Source organism: Arthrobacter sp. HLT1-20 (assembly GCF_054510895.1).
This window is the reverse complement of the sequence record NZ_JBTNDR010000001.1, coordinates 120,586-136,895: the sequence shown is the minus strand read 5'-3', so window position 1 is coordinate 136,895 and position 16,310 is coordinate 120,586. Positions and strand designations below refer to the sequence as shown.

The window sequence follows — 16,310 nt, the reverse complement described above, 5'->3', positions numbered from 1 at the left end:
ACCAAACCCTACCGCCAAAAAAGAGGGCCCCAGCCGAAGCTGGGACCCTCTTTCAAGAATCGAAATAGTCTAAAGACTACTTGATGATCTTGGTGACACGACCTGAACCAACGGTGCGGCCGCCTTCGCGGATAGCGAAGCCGAGGCCCTCTTCCATGGCGATCGGCTGGATCAGCGCGACAGTCATTTCGGTGTTGTCGCCAGGCATAACCATTTCCGTGCCCTCAGGCAAGGTGATAACGCCGGTAACATCCGTTGTGCGGAAGTAGAACTGCGGGCGGTAGTTGGAGTAGAACGGGTTGTGACGACCGCCCTCATCCTTGGCCAAGATGTAGACGTTGGCTTCGAAATCGGTGTGCGGGGTAATGGAACCCGGCTTCACGATAACCTGGCCACGCTCTACGTCTTCGCGCTTGATACCGCGGAGCAGCAGACCACAGTTCTCGCCGGCCCAAGCCTCGTCGAGCTGCTTGTGGAACATCTCGATACCGGTAACCGTGGTCTTCTGGACCGGACGGATGCCGACGATCTCGACCTCGGAGTTGATCTGCAGGGTTCCACGCTCGGCGCGGCCCGTTACAACAGTTCCACGACCGGTGATGGTGAAAACATCTTCAACCGGCATCAGGAACGGCTTGTCCTTGTCGCGGATCGGGTCCGGAACGTGGTTATCCACGGCATCCATCAAGTCCTCAACGGACTTGACCCATACGGGATCGCCTTCCAGAGCCTTCAAGCCGGAAACGCGGACAACAGGTGCCTCGTCGCCGTCGAAGCCCTGTGAGGAAAGAAGTTCGCGAACTTCCATCTCCACCAGGTCGAGGAGTTCTTCGTCGTCGACCATGTCGGACTTGTTCAGTGCGACCAGCAGGTAGGGAACGCCAACCTGGCGGGCCAACAGAACGTGCTCGCGAGTCTGAGCCATCGGGCCGTCAGTGGCGGCAACTACCAAGATAGCGCCGTCCATCTGGGCAGCACCGGTGATCATGTTCTTGATGTAGTCAGCGTGACCGGGGGCGTCTACGTGTGCGTAGTGGCGCTTCTCAGTCTGGTACTCAACGTGGGAGATGTTGATCGTGATACCGCGCTGCTTCTCCTCGGGAGCCGAGTCGATGGAGCTGAAATCACGCTGCTCGTTGAGTGTCGGGTACTTTTCGTACAGTACCTTGGAAATGGCAGCCGTCAACGTGGTCTTACCATGGTCAACGTGACCGATGGTGCCGATGTTAACGTGCGGCTTGGTCCGCTCGAACTTTGCCTTTGCCACAGGTTCCTCCTAGAACATTTTAGAAAACTTACTCTCAGTAGCGCTGTTCGCCACTGAAATCAAAATAAGTCTACTGGGGGCTTTTGATATTTAAGAAATTGCTTGCTGGTTGGGTCTGTTCCAGCCTAAGGCCAGAACAGACCCAAACAAAAAGTACGACTACTCGCCGCGTGCCTTCTGGATGATTTCGTCGGCTACAGCCTTCGGAACCTCAGAGTAGCTGTCAAACTTCATCGAGTACACGGCACGACCCTGGGTCTTGGACCGCAAGTCACCGATGTAGCCGAACATGCCGGACAAGGGAACAAGAGCCTTGATGACCTTGACACCGCTTGCGTCCTCCATGGACTGCATCTGGCCACGACGAGAGTTGAGGTCACCGATAACTTCACCCATGTATTCCTCAGGGGTGCGGACTTCAACTTCCATCAACGGTTCAAGCAGAACCGGGTTGGCCATCCGAGCAGCTTCCTTGAACGCCATTCGACCGGCGATCTTGAAGGCCATTTCGGAGGAGTCAACATCGTGGGACGCGCCGTCAAGCAGCGTGGCCTTGATGCCAACCATCGGGTAACCGGCCAGCACGCCGTCAGGCAATGCGGACTGGATGCCCTGGTCAACGCTGGGGATGTATTCGCGAGGAACACGGCCACCAGTGACCTTGTTCTCGAACTCGTACATCTCGCCTTCAGCAGTATCCATCGGCGCAATAGCGATCTGGATCTTAGCGAACTGACCTGAACCACCGGTCTGCTTCTTGTGAGTGTAGTCGTGCTTGACAACAGCGCGCTTGATGGTTTCGCGGTACGCAACCTGCGGCTTGCCAACGTTGGCTTCAACGTTGAATTCGCGACGCATGCGGTCCACAAGGATGTCCAGGTGGAGCTCGCCCATGCCGCCAATTTCGGTCTGGCCGGTGTCTTCGTTGAGGTTGACGGTGAACGTCGGGTCCTCAGCGGAGAGCTTCTGGATAGCCGTGGAGAGCTTCTCCTGGTCACCCTTGGTCTTCGGCTCGATGGCAACGAAGATCACGGGAGCGGGGAAGGTCATCGACTCAAGAACAATCTGGTTTGCCGGATCGCACAAGGTATCACCGGTGGTGGTGTCCTTGAGGCCGATCACTGCGTAAATGTGACCCGCGTGGATCTCATCTACAGGCATTTCCTTATTGGCGTGCATCTGGAAAAGCTTGCCAATGCGTTCCTTCTTGCCCTTGGTCGAGTTCATCAGCTGCGTACCGGAGGTTGCCCTGCCGGAGTAGACGCGGATGAAGTTCAACTGGCCGAAGAACGGGTGCGTTGCGATCTTGAAAGCCAAAGCCGAGAACGGCTCGGTTTCACTCGGCTCGCGCTTGATCTCGATGGACTCGTCGCGAGGATCGTGACCGATCATGGCGCCAACATCCAACGGGTTCGGCAGGAAGTCAATAACAGCGTCGAGCATGGGCTGCACGCCGCGGTTCTTGAATGCGGAACCACAGAAGACCGGGTAGATCTCGGAGTTAACCGTCAGCTTGCGAATGCCAGCCTTCAGCTCCTCGATGGAGGGTTCAATACCTTCGAGGTACTTCTCCATGAGCTCTTCGGAAGACTCGGCAGCTGCCTCGACGAGGGCTGCGCGGTACTCTTCAGCCTTCTCCTGGAGATCAGCGGGGATCTCCTGGATTTCGTAGGCGGCACCCATGGTGACGTCACCCTTGGAGTCACCGGCCCAGACGAAGGCCTTCATGGTGAGCAGGTCTACGACGCCGGTGAATTCGCTCTCGACACCGATCGGCAGCTGCATAACCAGGGGCTTTGCACCGAGACGGTTGATGATGGTGTCTACCGTGAAGTAGAAATCAGCACCGAGCTTGTCCATCTTGTTGACGAAGCAGATACGCGGAACGTTGTACTTGTCAGCCTGACGCCAAACGGTCTCGGACTGAGGCTCAACGCCCTCCTTGCCGTCAAAAACAGCAACAGCGCCGTCGAGAACTCGCAAGGAGCGCTCAACTTCCACCGTGAAGTCAACGTGGCCAGGGGTGTCAATGATATTGATCTGGTTCTTGTCCCAGAAGCAAGTCACGGCGGCAGACGTGATGGTGATGCCGCGTTCCTTTTCCTGTTCCATCCAGTCAGTCGTCGAAGCACCGTCGTGGGTTTCGCCGATTTTGTGGTTCACACCCGTGTAGAACAGGATGCGCTCAGTCGTAGTGGTCTTGCCAGCATCAATATGGGCCATGATGCCAATGTTGCGGACCTTGTTAAGGTCTGTAAGCACTTCCTGTGCCACGTTGTCTCCCTTTTCTAGAGATGAGCTACTGCGTGTCCGGCGGGGTTGCCGCCGGACACGCGTACGGCTCTAGTTACCAGCGGTAATGGGCGAAGGCCTTGTTGGACTCGGCCATCTTGTGGGTGTCTTCGCGACGCTTGACAGCGGCACCAAGACCGTTGGAGGCATCCAAAACTTCGTTGCGCAAACGCTCGGTCATGGTCTTCTCGCGGCGAGCCTTCGAGTAACCAACCAACCAACGCAGAGCCAAAGCAGTCTGGCGACCGGGCTTGACTTCAACCGGAACCTGGTAGGTAGCGCCACCAACACGGCGGGACTTGACCTCAAGGCTGGGCTTGATGTTCTCCATGGCCTTCTTCAAGGCAACAACGGGATCAGCACCGGTCTTTTCGCGTACACCCTCAAGTGCGCCATAAACGATGCGCTCTGCGGTGGACTTCTTGCCGTCAACGAGAACCTTGTTGATCAGCTGAGTGACCAACGGGGAGCCGTATACGGGATCTACAACTAGTGGCCGCTTGGGGGCCGGACCCTTGCGAGGCATATTACTTCTTCTCCATCTTTGCACCGTAGCGGCTACGAGCCTGCTTGCGGTTCTTAACGCCCTGGGTATCCAATGCGCCACGGACGATCTTGTAACGTACACCGGGAAGGTCCTTAACACGGCCTCCACGAACGAGCACGATGGAGTGCTCCTGGAGGTTGTGACCTACACCGGGGATGTAAGCGGTAACTTCCACGCCACCGTTAAGGCGCACACGTGCAACCTTACGCAGAGCCGAGTTCGGCTTCTTCGGTGTGGTTGTGTAAACGCGCGTGCAAACGCCGCGACGCATGGGGCTGCCCTTCAATGCGGGAGCCTTGGTCTTTGTGACCTTGGGTGTCCGGCCCTTTCGGACCAGCTGGTTAATCGTAGGCACTTTCGTGTTCTCCGTTGTTTTATCGTGTTGCTTGCCCCGCCGGCGGGAATGATTCAGCCGCTGGGGGTAAGCCGTTTACTGGTAGTCGCAGGCTTGGCGACTTCACAGCGCCTAGGCATGCAAAAATGTGGCATTCGCTGTACAAGAACCGTACAACCCGGACCCGCATCCACTTTCTTCACCTAAGCGAAGGAAACAGAAGCTCTTATCCACTGCCACACTAACAATTACTAATTACATTACCACGGGTTAAGGTCAGCGCCGAAATCGGCCTGCTCCCCACTGCTCGCTCGCGAACCGTACTGCGAGAGCGTTCCCAAAAATCCAGCCATTGCTGCGAGAGCGTTTGGTTAAAGCACGACGGCGGTGGGCCGCCTCAAAGAGGCAACTCACCGCCGTCGCACTTCAGTCAGCTTCTTCTAGCCGGAGAAGTTGGTGCCCAAGTCGTAGTCATCCAAGGGGATGGCGCGGAACTCGTTGCCCAAGTCTCCCACTCCGCCCACGTAGTCGAAGTCGCTGAATGCGCTCGGACCTGTGAACAGATTGGCTTTGGCTTCTTCCGTGGGCTCCACCGTGACGTTGGTGTAGCGCGGCAGACCCGTACCGGCCGGGATCAACTTACCGATGATCACGTTCTCCTTCAGACCCAACAGCGGGTCAGACTTGCCTTCCATGGCCGCCTGCGTCAGAACGCGGGTGGTTTCCTGGAAGGAAGCAGCGGAGAGCCATGACTCGGTAGCCAAGGAAGCCTTGGTGATACCCATGAGCTCGTTACGGCCTGATGCCGGCTTCTTGCCCTCGGAAACAACGCGACGGTTTTCCGTCTCGAAGCGGCCGCGCTCGGCAAGCTCACCGGGCAGCAGCTTCGAGTCGCCGGACTCGATGACTGTGACGCGGCGCAGCATCTGGCGGACGATAACCTCGACGTGCTTGTCGTGGATACCCACACCCTGGCTGCGGTAAACGCCCTGAACTTCCTCAACGAGGTGCTTCTGAGCGGCACGCGGGCCGAGGATACGCAGAACCTGCTTGGGGTCAACAGCACCCACAATGAGCTTCTGGCCAACTTCAACGTGCTCGCCGTCGGCAACCGTCAGGCGTGCACGTCGCAGAACCGGGTAAGCGATCTCCTCGGTGCCGTCGTCCGGTGTGAGGATCAAACGCATGGTCTTCTCGGACTCATCAATGTTGATGCGTCCGGCAGCTTCTGCGATCGGAGCCACACCCTTGGGGGTACGTGCTTCGAAGAGCTCCTGGATACGCGGCAGACCCTGGGTAATATCCTCGCCACGGCTGGCAGAAACAGCACCACCGGTGTGGAAGGTACGCATGGTCAGCTGGGTACCGGGCTCACCAATGGACTGAGCAGCGATGATACCGACGGCTTCACCAATGTCCACGGTCTTACCCGTAGCCAAGGAACGGCCGTAGCAAAGAGCACAGGTTCCAACAGTTGACTCACAGGTGAGTACTGAGCGGACCTTGATCTCTTCGATACCAGCGGCGAACAGTTCACCGATCAGTACGTCGCCAACGTCGGCGCCGGCAACAGCCAGCACCTTGCCGGAGGAGTCCACTACCTCGGCAGCCAAGGTGCGTGCGTACACGCTGTTCTCGACTTCCTCATGCAATACGAACTCGCCGGCAGCGTCAACCACTGCGATCGGCAGGGTCAAACCGCGCTCGGTGCCACAGTCGTCTTCACGAACAATGACATCCTGGGAAACGTCAACCAGACGACGTGTCAGGTAACCGGAGTTAGCTGTACGCAGAGCGGTATCGGCCAGACCCTTACGGGCACCGTGAGTAGCAATGAAGTACTCCAAAACCGACAGGCCCTCACGGTAGGAGGACTTGATCGGGCGAGGAATAATTTCACCCTTAGGGTTAGCTACCAAGCCACGGATACCAGCAATCTGGCGAACCTGCATCCAGTTACCACGAGCACCGGAGGAAACCATACGGTTGATCGTGTTGGATGCGGCGAAGGACGCACGCATCGCATCAGCGATCTCGTTGGTTGCCTGGTTCCAGATGTCGATGAGCTCCTGGCGGCGCTCGTCATCAGCAATGAGACCCTTGTCGAACTGAGCCTGAACCTTGGCGGCCTTGATTTCGTAGCCTTCAAGGATGGCCGGCTTGGATTCGGGCACCTTAATGTCCGAGATCGCAACCGTGACTCCTGATCGGGTTGCCCAGTAGAAACCGGCATCCTTCAAGTTATCCAGTGTTGCTGCAACAACAACCTTCGGGTACCGCTCGGCGAGGTCGTTGACGATCTCGGAGAGCTGGCCCTTGTCTGCAACCTTTTCTACCCAGGGGTAGTCGGCAGGCAGGGTTTCGTTGAAGATGACCTGGCCCAGGGAGGTGTCGATGATGGCGGAATCGCCAGCCTCGAAACCTTCCGGAGCTTCACGGTCAACGCTGGGCACAAAGTTGCTCAAGCGGATCTTGACCTGTGAGTTCAAGTGCAACTCACCGGCGTCGAACGCCATGACAGCCTCAGCGGAGGTGGAGAAGCTGCGGCCTTCGCCAGCTGAACCAACACGCTTGGTGGTCAAGTGGTACAGACCGATGATCATATCCTGCGAGGGCAGGGTAACCGGGCGGCCATCGGACGGCTTCAAAATGTTGTTCGAGGACAACATCAAGATGCGCGCTTCTGCCTGCGCTTCGGGGCTCAGCGGCAAGTGAACTGCCATCTGGTCACCGTCGAAGTCAGCGTTGAAGGCACCACAAACCAACGGGTGAAGCTGGATTGCCTTACCTTCAACAAGCTGAGGCTCGAACGCCTGGATACCCAAACGGTGCAAGGTTGGTGCACGGTTCAGCAGTACCGGGTGCTCGGTGATGATCTCTTCGAGAACATCCCAGACCTGGGGGCGGAAACGCTCAACCATGCGCTTGGCGCTCTTGATGTTCTGTGCGTGGTTGAGGTCAACCAGGCGCTTCATCACGAACGGCTTGAAGAGCTCCAAAGCCATCTGCTTGGGCAGACCACACTGGTGCAGCTTCAGCTGCGGGCCAACAACAATAACCGAACGGCCGGAGTAGTCAACGCGCTTGCCGAGGAGGTTCTGACGGAAACGACCCTGCTTGCCCTTGAGCATGTCGCTCAGGGACTTCAGCGGACGGTTGCCCGGCCCGGTGACGGGACGGCCACGACGACCGTTGTCGAACAGGGAGTCAACGGCTTCCTGCAGCATGCGCTTCTCGTTGTTGACGATGATCTCCGGAGCACCCAAATCAAGCAGACGCTTGAGACGGTTGTTGCGGTTGATCACGCGACGGTAGAGGTCGTTCAAGTCGGAGGTGGCGAAACGGCCACCGTCGAGCTGAACCATGGGGCGCAGTTCCGGCGGGATCACCGGGACGGCGTCCAGAACCATGCCAAGCGGGCTGTTGTTGGTGGTCAAGAATGCGTTGACAACCTTCAGGCGCTTGAGGGCACGGGTCTTGCGCTGGCCCTTGCCATTGGCGATGATGTCGCGAAGGATCTCCGCTTCACCGGCCATGTCAAAGGTCTCAAGACGGCTCTTGATGGCTTCGGCACCCATGGAACCTTCGAAGAACATGCCGTAACGGTCACGCAATTCGCGGTACAGGGCCTCGTCACCTTCGAGGTCGGCAACCTTCAGGGCCTTGAAACGGTCCCAAACCTGCTCGAGGCGGTCGATGTCGGCGTCGGCGCGCTTACGCACGTTGGCCATCTGACGGTCCGCGGAGTCGCGGGCCTTCTTCTTATCGGCTGCCTTGGCGCCTTCGCCCTCAAGGCGCTGCAATTCGCCTTCAAGATCGCGGGCGATCGTGGCGATGTCGCTGTCACGGGTGTCAACCATGCGCTTCTTTTCCAGATCATGCTCGATCTGGAGGTTCGGCAGCTCGGCGTGACGTGCTTCGTCGTCAACGCTCGTGATCATGTAGGCAGCGAAGTAGATGACCTTTTCGAGGTCCTTCGGTGCCAGGTCCAAGAGGTAGCCCAAGCGCGAGGGAACGCCCTTGAAGTACCAAATGTGGGTTACGGGAGCGGCCAGCTCAATGTGGCCCATGCGCTCACGGCGTACCTTTGCGCGGGTGACTTCAACGCCACAGCGCTCGCAAATGATGCCCTTGAAGCGTACGCGCTTGTACTTGCCGCAGTAGCATTCCCAGTCACGCGACGGGCCGAAGATCTTTTCACAGAAAAGACCGTCTTTTTCCGGCTTGAGCGTGCGGTAATTAATGGTTTCCGGCTTCTTGACTTCGCCGTGGGACCAGTCGCGGATATCTTGCGCGGTGGCCAGGCCAATCTGCATGAAGCCGAAGGAGGATTCGCTGGACATATGGGTCCTGTTCTCTCTAATTCTCTAAGTCTGAATGTCTAAGCGGGTTACGGGAAGAAGTGAATGTTCGACGGCGGTGGGCTGGCCACCGCCGCCGACTCACTAAACTTCTTCGACAGAGTTAGGCTCGGCCCGTGACAGGTCGATGCCCAGCTCCTCCGCGGCCCGGAAGACTTCTTCATCCGAGTCACGCATCTCAATCGTGGTGCCGTCCGTGGAAAGAACTTCCACGTTCAGGCACAGCGACTGCATTTCCTTGATGAGAACCTTGAAGGATTCCGGGATACCCGGCTCCGGGATGTTCTCGCCCTTGACGATGGCTTCGTAAACCTTCACGCGGCCATGGATGTCATCGGACTTGATCGTCAGCAGTTCCTGCAGCGTGTACGCCGCGCCGTATGCTTCCAGTGCCCAAACTTCCATCTCACCAAAGCGCTGGCCACCGAACTGGGCCTTACCGCCCAAGGGCTGCTGGGTGATCATGGAGTAGGGGCCCGTGGAGCGGGCGTGAATCTTGTCATCCACCAAGTGGTGAAGCTTCAAGATGTACATGTAACCAACAGAGACCGGATCCGGGAACGGCTCGCCGGAGCGGCCGTCAAACAGTTGGGTCTTACCCGAGGAGTCGATCAGGCGAACGCCGTCGCGAGTCACGTTGGTGGAATCGAGCAGGCCGGTGATTTCCTCGTCCCGTGCACCGTCGAACACCGGGGTGGCAACGCGGGTCTGGCCGATTTCACGGGGCAGGTTCGGCAGGTTCTTAACCCAGTCCGGCTCGCCCTCAATCTTCCAACCGGTCTTGGCAACCCAACCGAGGTGGATTTCCAGAACCTGGCCAACGTTCATTCGACCCGGAACACCCAAGGGGTTCAGGACGATGTCAACGGGGGTACCGTCAGCAAGGAACGGCATGTCTTCGATCGGGAGGATCTTGGAGATGACACCCTTGTTACCGTGACGGCCGGCAAGCTTGTCACCATCGGTGATCTTGCGCTTGTTGGCAACGTACACGCGTACCAGCTGGTTCACACCGGGGGGCAGATCGTCCTCGGAGTCACGGTCAAAGACGCGAACGCCAATGACAGTACCGGACTCGCCGTGGGGCACCTTCAAGGAAGTGTCGCGAACTTCGCGGCTCTTCTCACCGAAGATGGCACGGAGCAGACGCTCCTCCGGGGTCAGTTCGGTTTCACCCTTAGGGGTGACCTTACCTACCAGGATGTCGCCGGCTTCAACTTCTGCACCGATGTGGATGATGCCGCGCTCGTCCAAACCAGCAAGGATTTCCTCGGAAACGTTCGGGATGTCCCGGGTGATTTCCTCGGCACCAAGCTTGGTGTCGCGAGCGTCGATCTCATGCTCTTCGATGTGGATGGAGGAGAGCACATCCTCAGCAACAATGCGCTGCGAAAGGATGATGGCATCCTCGTAGTTGTGACCTTCCCAAGACATGAAGGCAACCAAGAGGTTCTTACCCAGGGCGAGCTCGCCCATGTCCGTTGCGGGGCCATCGGCAATGATGCCGCCAACTTCCAGACGCTGGCCCTCAGAGGCCAGAACGCGCTGGTTGTAGGCCGTTCCCTGGTTGGAACGCTGGTACTTGGCGATCGGGTAGTTGGTCTCGGTGCCGTCGTCGTTCAGCATGACAACGATGTCTGCGGAAACCTCCGAGACAACACCTGCCTTCTTCGCGATGACAACGTCGCCGGCGTCAACAGCTGTTGCGCGCTCCATGCCGGTTCCCACGAACGGGGACTCGGACTGGACCAACGGCACAGCCTGACGCTGCATGTTCGCACCCATGAGGGCGCGGTTAGCATCATCGTGCTCAAGGAACGGGATCAAGGCAGTAGCCACCGACACCATCTGGCGCGGGGAAACGTCCATGTACTCGACGTCGTTGGCCGGGATCAGAACAGGCTCGCCGCCACCACCGCGCTGGCGAACCAGGACGGAGTCTTCGGAGAAGTGGCTGTTGGCATCCAAAGGCGCGTTGGCCTGTGCAATAACAACATCCATCTCGTCATCGGCTGTCAGGTAATCAACTTCGTCAGAAACGAAGCCGTCCTTGACACGACGGTACGGTGTCTCAATGAAACCGAACGGGTTGATGCGTCCGTAGGAAGCCAATGAACCAATCAGACCAATGTTGGGGCCTTCAGGAGTTTCAATGGGGCACATACGGCCGTAGTGGGACGGGTGAACGTCTCGAACTTCCATCCCTGCTCGGTCACGGGACAAACCGCCCGGGCCCAGCGCGGACAGGCGACGCTTGTGCGTCAGACCGGCCAGCGGGTTGTTCTGATCCATGAACTGTGACAGCTGGGACGTTCCGAAGAACTCCTTGATGGCAGCCACAACGGGACGGATGTTGATCAGGGTCTGCGGCGTGATGGCTTCGACGTCCTGCGTGGTCATCCGCTCGCGCACAACGCGCTCCATGCGAGAAAGACCCGTACGGACCTGGTTCTCGATGAGCTCGCCTACGGCGCGGATACGACGGTTGCCGAAGTGGTCGATGTCGTCAACGTCAACGCGCAAGTCAACCTCGGCGCCGTCGCGCTGGCCCTTGGTGGTCTTGTTGCCGGCGTGCAAGGCAACCAGGTACTTGATCATGGCGACGATGTCGTCCACGCTCAGCACGGATGCCTTCTCGTCGCTCAACGGCAGGTCGATGCCAAGCTTGCGGTTGATCTTGTAACGGCCAACCTTGGCCAGATCGTAGCGCTTGGGGTTGAAGTACAGGTTGTGCAGCAGCGCGTCGGCAGCGTCAACTGTGGGCGGCTCGCCCGGACGCAGCTTGCGGTAGATGTCCAGCAGGGCATCTTCGCGGCCTGTGGTGGCATCCTTTTCCAAGGTGGCACGGATGGAGTCGAACTCGCCGAACTCCTCCAAGATCTGGCCTTCGGTCCAACCCAAGGCCTTCAGCAGTACTGTGACTGACTGCTTGCGCTTGCGGTCAAGACGGACGCCAACCTGGTCGCGCTTGTCAATCTCCAGCTCGAACCATGCACCACGTGAGGGGATGATCTTGGCGGTGAAGATTTCCTTGTCACTGGTCTTATCCGCTGTGCGCTCAAAGTAAGCACCCGGGGAACGAACCAGCTGCGAAACAACAACACGCTCGGTGCCGTTGATCACAAAGGTGCCCTTGTTGGTCATGAGCGGGAAGTCGCCCATGAAGACAGTCTGCTGCTTGATTTCACCGGTCAAGTTGTTCATGAACTCGGCCTTGACGTACAACGGCGCGGCGTACGTGGCGTCGCGGTCCTTGCACTCGTCAACGGTGAACTTGGGGTCAGAGAATTCCGGCTCCGTGAAGGACAGGGACATGGTGCCCTGGAAGTCCTCAATGGGGGAAATCTCTTCGAAGATGTCGGAGAGGCCCGAGGTGACGGCCACGCTGTCATCGCCAGCGTCCACGGCCGTTTGCATGCGGTCCTGCCAGCGCCCGTTACCTACGAGCCAGTCAAAGCTCTCGGTTTGGAGTGCAAGCAGATTCGGCACGTCAAGCGGCTCACGAATCTTTGCGAATGAGAGGCGACTCTTTGCACCGTCGGTGCTGTTTGAATCGATAGCGGTTGCAGCGTTATTTACATTAGAGGTGCTCGAGGCGACCAAGAGGGATCCTTCCACAGACCTGCAGGCTTGTTCTTACGAACCCTCACCCGAGCCGATAGTGGTCATCAAACCACTACGATCGCTGGTCAAGAGTTGATCCAACACGCATCAATTGCTGCTCTAGTCAGCCACTGATTCGCGTGGTCCAAAGTCTCTTGTCCGAAGCAAAGCCCACCGCTATATGAAGGCTGAAGGTTAAGAGGGATACGCAAAGAACTACATTACAGGTAAAGTGGCTCGCGTGTCTACCCCACGCAACAAAAATACGCAAGTATTGATATTCCAGCAGCCAAAATGGGCGGGTTTCTGCGGACCTTTTGCCAAAAATAGTGGCGCAACACTCACTTGCGGAGCATTCTTGCTCACTCTTTCTGGCTGCTCACGAACGCTGGTTGGCCGCTCACGAAATTTCCGGCAACGCTGTGCTGTTAGATTCTATGCAGGATACGTATGGCTCAACGAGGAGCCGCACGGCACTAGGTTCAAGGAGCGCGGCAGCCATGACGGCACAAGCAAACGATGTGGTAATTCTTGCAGGAGCGCGCACCCCGCAGGGCCGGCTCAACGGGCAATTGGCGCCCTTCACCGCCGTCGAACTTGGCGCAAAGGCCATGGCTGGCGCCCTGGCCAACTCCGGTGTAGCCGTGGGCGCTGTTGATTTTGTGGTGATGGGCCAGGTCCTGCAGGCCGGTGCGGGGCAGAACCCGGCACGGCAAAGCGCCGTGGGTGCCGGGATCGGCTGGAACGTTCCGGCCGTGACCATCAACAAGGTGTGCCTGTCGGGGCTGACGGCCGTGATCGACGCCGCGCGCCTGATCCGCAGCGGTGAGGCCACTGTGGTGGTGGCCGGTGGCCAGGAGTCCATGACGCGGGCCCCGCACATTCTCCCCGGCTCGCGGCAGGGCTGGACGTACGGCGCCATCCAGGCTTTGGATGTGGCCGCCCATGATGGCCTGACGGACGCCTTCGACGCCGACTCCATGGGTCTTTCCACCGAGCGGGGCAACATCCGCCTGAACATCAGCCGGACCGCCCAGGATCAGGTTGCGGCGGCATCGCATCAGCGTGCCGCAGCGGCGTCGGCGTCGGGCGTTTTTGACGCCGAGATAGTCCCTGTCACAGTGCCCCAGCGAAAAGGGGATCCGCTGGTCCTGACCCAGGACGAGGGTATCCGCGCGCAAACGACCGTGGAGACCTTGGCCGGATTGCGCCCCGCCTTCACGGCCGACGGCGCCATCACGGCAGGTAACTCCTCCCCCCTTTCCGACGGCGCCAGCGCCCTGGTGCTTTGCTCGCGTTCCTATGCGGAGGAACACGGCCTTGCGTGGCTGGCGGTGGTGGGCTCCCCCGGCCAAGTGGCGGGACCGGACAATTCGCTGCATTCCCAACCCTCCAACGCCATCCACAAGGCCCTGAACACCGCCGGGTGGAGCGTTGCCGACCTTGACTTCATTGAGATCAACGAAGCCTTCGGTTCGGTTGCCGTCCAGTCGCTGCAGGATCTTGGCATTCCCCTGGACAAGTGCAATATCCACGGCGGCGCCATCGCCCTGGGCCACCCCATCGGCGCATCAGGTGCCCGGCTTGCCCTGCACGCAGCACTGGAACTGAGCCGGCGCGGATCCGGCAAAGCGGCTGTTTCCCTCTGCGGTGGCGGCGGCCAGGGTGAGGCCCTGCTCTTGTTCCGGGACGCCGAGTGAGTACGGCTGCTCCTGGGGGCCATGCGCGGGTGTCCGCGGATGCCGCAGAGCGCGGGCTGGCCGTGGAAATTTTTGCCCGGCCCGCGGCAAATTCGCTCGCTGAGGCGGCGGCGCTGATGGGTATTGAACCTTCTGACATTGTGAAGTCATTGGTGGTCAAACGCAGTGACGGCACATTCCTCTTTGCCCTTGTTCCGGGCGGCCGCGCCATCTCCTGGCCCAAACTGCGCGCCGCCGTGGGGGTCAACAAGCTCCAAATGCCACAAGCCGAGGTTGCCCTGGCCGCCACGGGTTACGAACGCGGCACCATCACTCCCCTAGGCAGCACCACTCCGTGGCCCGTCTTCGTGGATGCTGGCGTCCAAGGGCGCCGCGTGGCCATGGGCGCGGGCGAGCACGGCTACAGCATGTTCGTGGACGCCGACGCCCTCATCAGCGCCTTCGACGCCACAGTGGCAGACATTTCAACGCCCGAATAACGTTTAGCAGCGCTGGATTTGCACGCATGCGCAGTGCTGGCGATTTGGCGGGCGCATAGCCCAAGTGAACTTTGCGTATGCGCACGGGTAGGTGCCAGCCCGGCGCAGCAGTGACAGGGGCGCAATGCAGGCTCCTACGCCTGCGCAGACGCAAAGTCACCTGAGTTTATGCGCCTGCGCAGGTACTTCCGCTGCGCATAGGCCAACTATTAGGTGGCCGGCGCCGGGTCTCGACAGGCTCGACCACCGGACGCAAAGAAGCCCCACACCGCAACGGTGTGGGGCAACTTTAAGAAGTGCGAGGTGATTACTTGACGGTAACCGTGGCGCCGGCAGCTTCGAGAGCTTCCTTGGCCTTCTCTGCAGCTTCCTTGGTGACGCCTTCGAGAACAGCCTTGGGAGCCGAGTCAACGACCTCCTTGGCTTCCTTCAGACCCAAAGAAGTGATCGCGCGAACTTCCTTGATAACAGCAATCTTCTTGTCGCCAGCGGCTTCGAGGACTACGTCGAATTCGGTCTGCTCTTCAGCTTCTTCAGCTGCGCCGCCGGCCGGACCAGCAACTGCAACAGCAGCAGCGGTAACTTCGAAGGTCTCTTCGAACTGCTTGACGAACTCGGAGAGCTCGATGATGGTCAGTTCCTTGAAAGCTGCAATGAGCTCGTCGTTGGTGAGCTTAGCCATGGTTGGCGCTCCTTCTGTGTACTTGGCCCGAGGGCCGAATCTAAAACCTAAGTCCTCATGGATTTAGGGAAAACTACAGGGGACAAACCCCCAGTGCTGGGCCCACGCGCCCGAGGGTCCCAGGATGTCGCGTCAGCGGCATCTTGGGAGGGCGTGGGGACTAAGCCTCGGTGGTCTCAGCTTCTGCGGCGGGAGCCTCTTCAGCAACCGGCGCTTCAGCAGCCTCGGGAGCTTCTTCGGCGGCCGGAGCCTCTTCGGCGGGAGCGCCTTCGGCAAGCTTCAAGCGCAATGCTTCAAGCGTGCGTGCAGCGGCTGCCATCGGAGCCTTGAGGATGCCAGCAACCTTGGCCAGCTGCAGCTCGCGGGATTCCAGGGCGGCCAGTGCGGCAACCTCGGAAGCGTTGAGAGCTTTGCCTTCGAAGACGCCGGTCTTGATGATCAGCTGCTTGTTGGCTTTTGCAAAATCCGTCAGGCTCTTTGCTGCTGCAACAGCGTCACCCTTGATGAATGCAATGGCGGTGGGGCCGCTCAGCTGACCCTCGAAAGCGTCAACACCAGCTTCCTTGGCCGCAATGGCAGTCAGGGTGTTCTTTACGACCGCGAACTTGGTGTCCTGGCCGAGAGAAACGCGCAGCTCCTTGAGCTGAGCAACGGTGAGCCCACGGTATTCGGTTAGGACTGCTGCAGTTGATTCGTTGAAATCCTGTGTGATTTCAGCAACTGCGGCCACCTTTGTTGGCGTTGCCATAACACTCCTTCCGGGAATTAATGCCGGCCTGTACGTGTCCTTGCCGGTGGCCTGCAAGCAGGTTAGCGGCGAAAAGAAAACGCCCCGCACAGATGTACGGGGCGTTAGTCTGAAGCGGATCCGGGGGCTTTCGCCGCGGTTCAACACTTCCAAATAAGCTTTGTGCACCTGCGCTGGTCGTCCTCTTGAAGGACTTTTCGGATTTCAATCTGCCTTGTTCCGACTCATACAGACGCATGGTGCATCTGACGGCTGGGGGTGATTGTCATCGACCGACGGTCTTTGGTTCCAAAAGAC

Annotated in this window: 10 protein-coding genes; 2 read left to right on the top strand and 8 right to left on the bottom strand. The window is 58.9% G+C overall.

Translation table 11 applies throughout. From position 1 onward, the window contains the following. Positions 1 to 76: 76 nt before the first annotated feature. From tuf to rpoB, 6 genes are all read right to left on the bottom strand, one after another. A complete protein-coding gene (tuf, locus tag ACX80Q_RS00600; protein ID WP_459328592.1) occupies positions 77 to 1,267 on the bottom strand; it encodes an elongation factor Tu in 1,191 nt (396 codons plus the stop codon). Positions 1,268 to 1,426: 159 nt separating this feature from the next. Continuing rightward, positions 1,427 to 3,541 (bottom strand): elongation factor G, encoded by a 2,115-nt coding sequence (gene fusA, locus ACX80Q_RS00595; RefSeq protein ID WP_459328591.1) that lies wholly within the window; start codon positions 3,539 to 3,541, stop codon positions 1,427 to 1,429. A gap of 73 nt (positions 3,542 to 3,614) precedes the next feature. Next, entirely contained in the window at positions 3,615 to 4,085 is a 471-nt protein-coding gene (gene rpsG / locus ACX80Q_RS00590) for a 30S ribosomal protein S7 (protein ID WP_038464713.1), read from the bottom strand. 1 nt (position 4,086) lies between these two features. Beyond that, entirely contained in the window at positions 4,087 to 4,461 is a 375-nt protein-coding gene (gene rpsL, locus ACX80Q_RS00585) for a 30S ribosomal protein S12 (RefSeq protein WP_038464715.1), read from the bottom strand. Between the two features lie 419 nt (positions 4,462 to 4,880). Continuing rightward, positions 4,881 to 8,783 carry a DNA-directed RNA polymerase subunit beta' gene (locus tag ACX80Q_RS00580; RefSeq protein ID WP_459328590.1) on the bottom strand — a complete coding sequence of 1,301 codons (3,903 nt, stop codon included), beginning with the start codon at positions 8,781 to 8,783 and terminating at the stop codon, positions 4,881 to 4,883. A 102-nt stretch (positions 8,784 to 8,885) separates the two neighbouring features. Beyond that, the gene (rpoB, locus tag ACX80Q_RS00575) at positions 8,886 to 12,404 is read right to left on the bottom strand and encodes a DNA-directed RNA polymerase subunit beta (RefSeq protein ID WP_459328589.1); all 3,519 of its coding nucleotides are present in this window, start codon (positions 12,402 to 12,404) and stop codon (positions 8,886 to 8,888) included. A gap of 500 nt (positions 12,405 to 12,904) precedes the next feature. On the opposite strand from rpoB, the gene ACX80Q_RS00570 reads away from it, so the two are divergent. Together ACX80Q_RS00570 and ACX80Q_RS00565 are read left to right on the top strand one after the other, a co-directional pair. Beyond that, positions 12,905 to 14,104 carry an acetyl-CoA C-acetyltransferase gene (locus tag ACX80Q_RS00570; RefSeq protein WP_459328588.1) on the top strand — a complete coding sequence of 400 codons (1,200 nt, stop codon included), beginning with the start codon at positions 12,905 to 12,907 and terminating at the stop codon, positions 14,102 to 14,104. Next, positions 14,101 to 14,583: an aminoacyl-tRNA deacylase gene (locus tag ACX80Q_RS00565; protein ID WP_459328587.1), complete on the top strand. Its 483-nt coding sequence runs from the start codon at positions 14,101 to 14,103 to the stop codon at positions 14,581 to 14,583. Before ACX80Q_RS00570 ends, ACX80Q_RS00565 begins: the two co-directional genes overlap by 4 nt. Before the next feature lie 307 nt (positions 14,584 to 14,890). On the opposite strand, the gene rplL is transcribed toward ACX80Q_RS00565, so the two are convergent. Both rplL and rplJ read right to left on the bottom strand, forming a co-directional pair. Then, positions 14,891 to 15,265 carry a 50S ribosomal protein L7/L12 gene (rplL, locus tag ACX80Q_RS00560; RefSeq protein ID WP_459328586.1) on the bottom strand — a complete coding sequence of 125 codons (375 nt, stop codon included), beginning with the start codon at positions 15,263 to 15,265 and terminating at the stop codon, positions 14,891 to 14,893. A 160-nt stretch (positions 15,266 to 15,425) separates the two neighbouring features. Continuing rightward, positions 15,426 to 16,013: a 50S ribosomal protein L10 gene (rplJ, locus tag ACX80Q_RS00555; RefSeq protein ID WP_459328585.1), complete on the bottom strand. Its 588-nt coding sequence runs from the start codon at positions 16,011 to 16,013 to the stop codon at positions 15,426 to 15,428. Positions 16,014 to 16,310 lie beyond the last annotated feature (297 nt).

Excerpts from the sequence above, each read along its gene's own strand:
- rpsG (WP_038464713.1), bottom strand. The coding sequence starts at position 4,085 with ATGCCTCGCAAGGGTCCGGCCCCCAAGCGGCCACTAGTTGTAGATCCC.
- ACX80Q_RS00580 (WP_459328590.1), bottom strand. The coding sequence starts at position 8,783 with ATGTCCAGCGAATCCTCCTTCGGCTTCATGCAGATTGGCCTGGCCACC.
- ACX80Q_RS00570 (WP_459328588.1), top strand. The coding sequence starts at position 12,905 with ATGACGGCACAAGCAAACGATGTGGTAATTCTTGCAGGAGCGCGCACC.
- rplL (WP_459328586.1), bottom strand. The coding sequence starts at position 15,265 with ATGGCTAAGCTCACCAACGACGAGCTCATTGCAGCTTTCAAGGAACTG.
- rplJ (WP_459328585.1), bottom strand. The coding sequence starts at position 16,013 with ATGGCAACGCCAACAAAGGTGGCCGCAGTTGCTGAAATCACACAGGAT.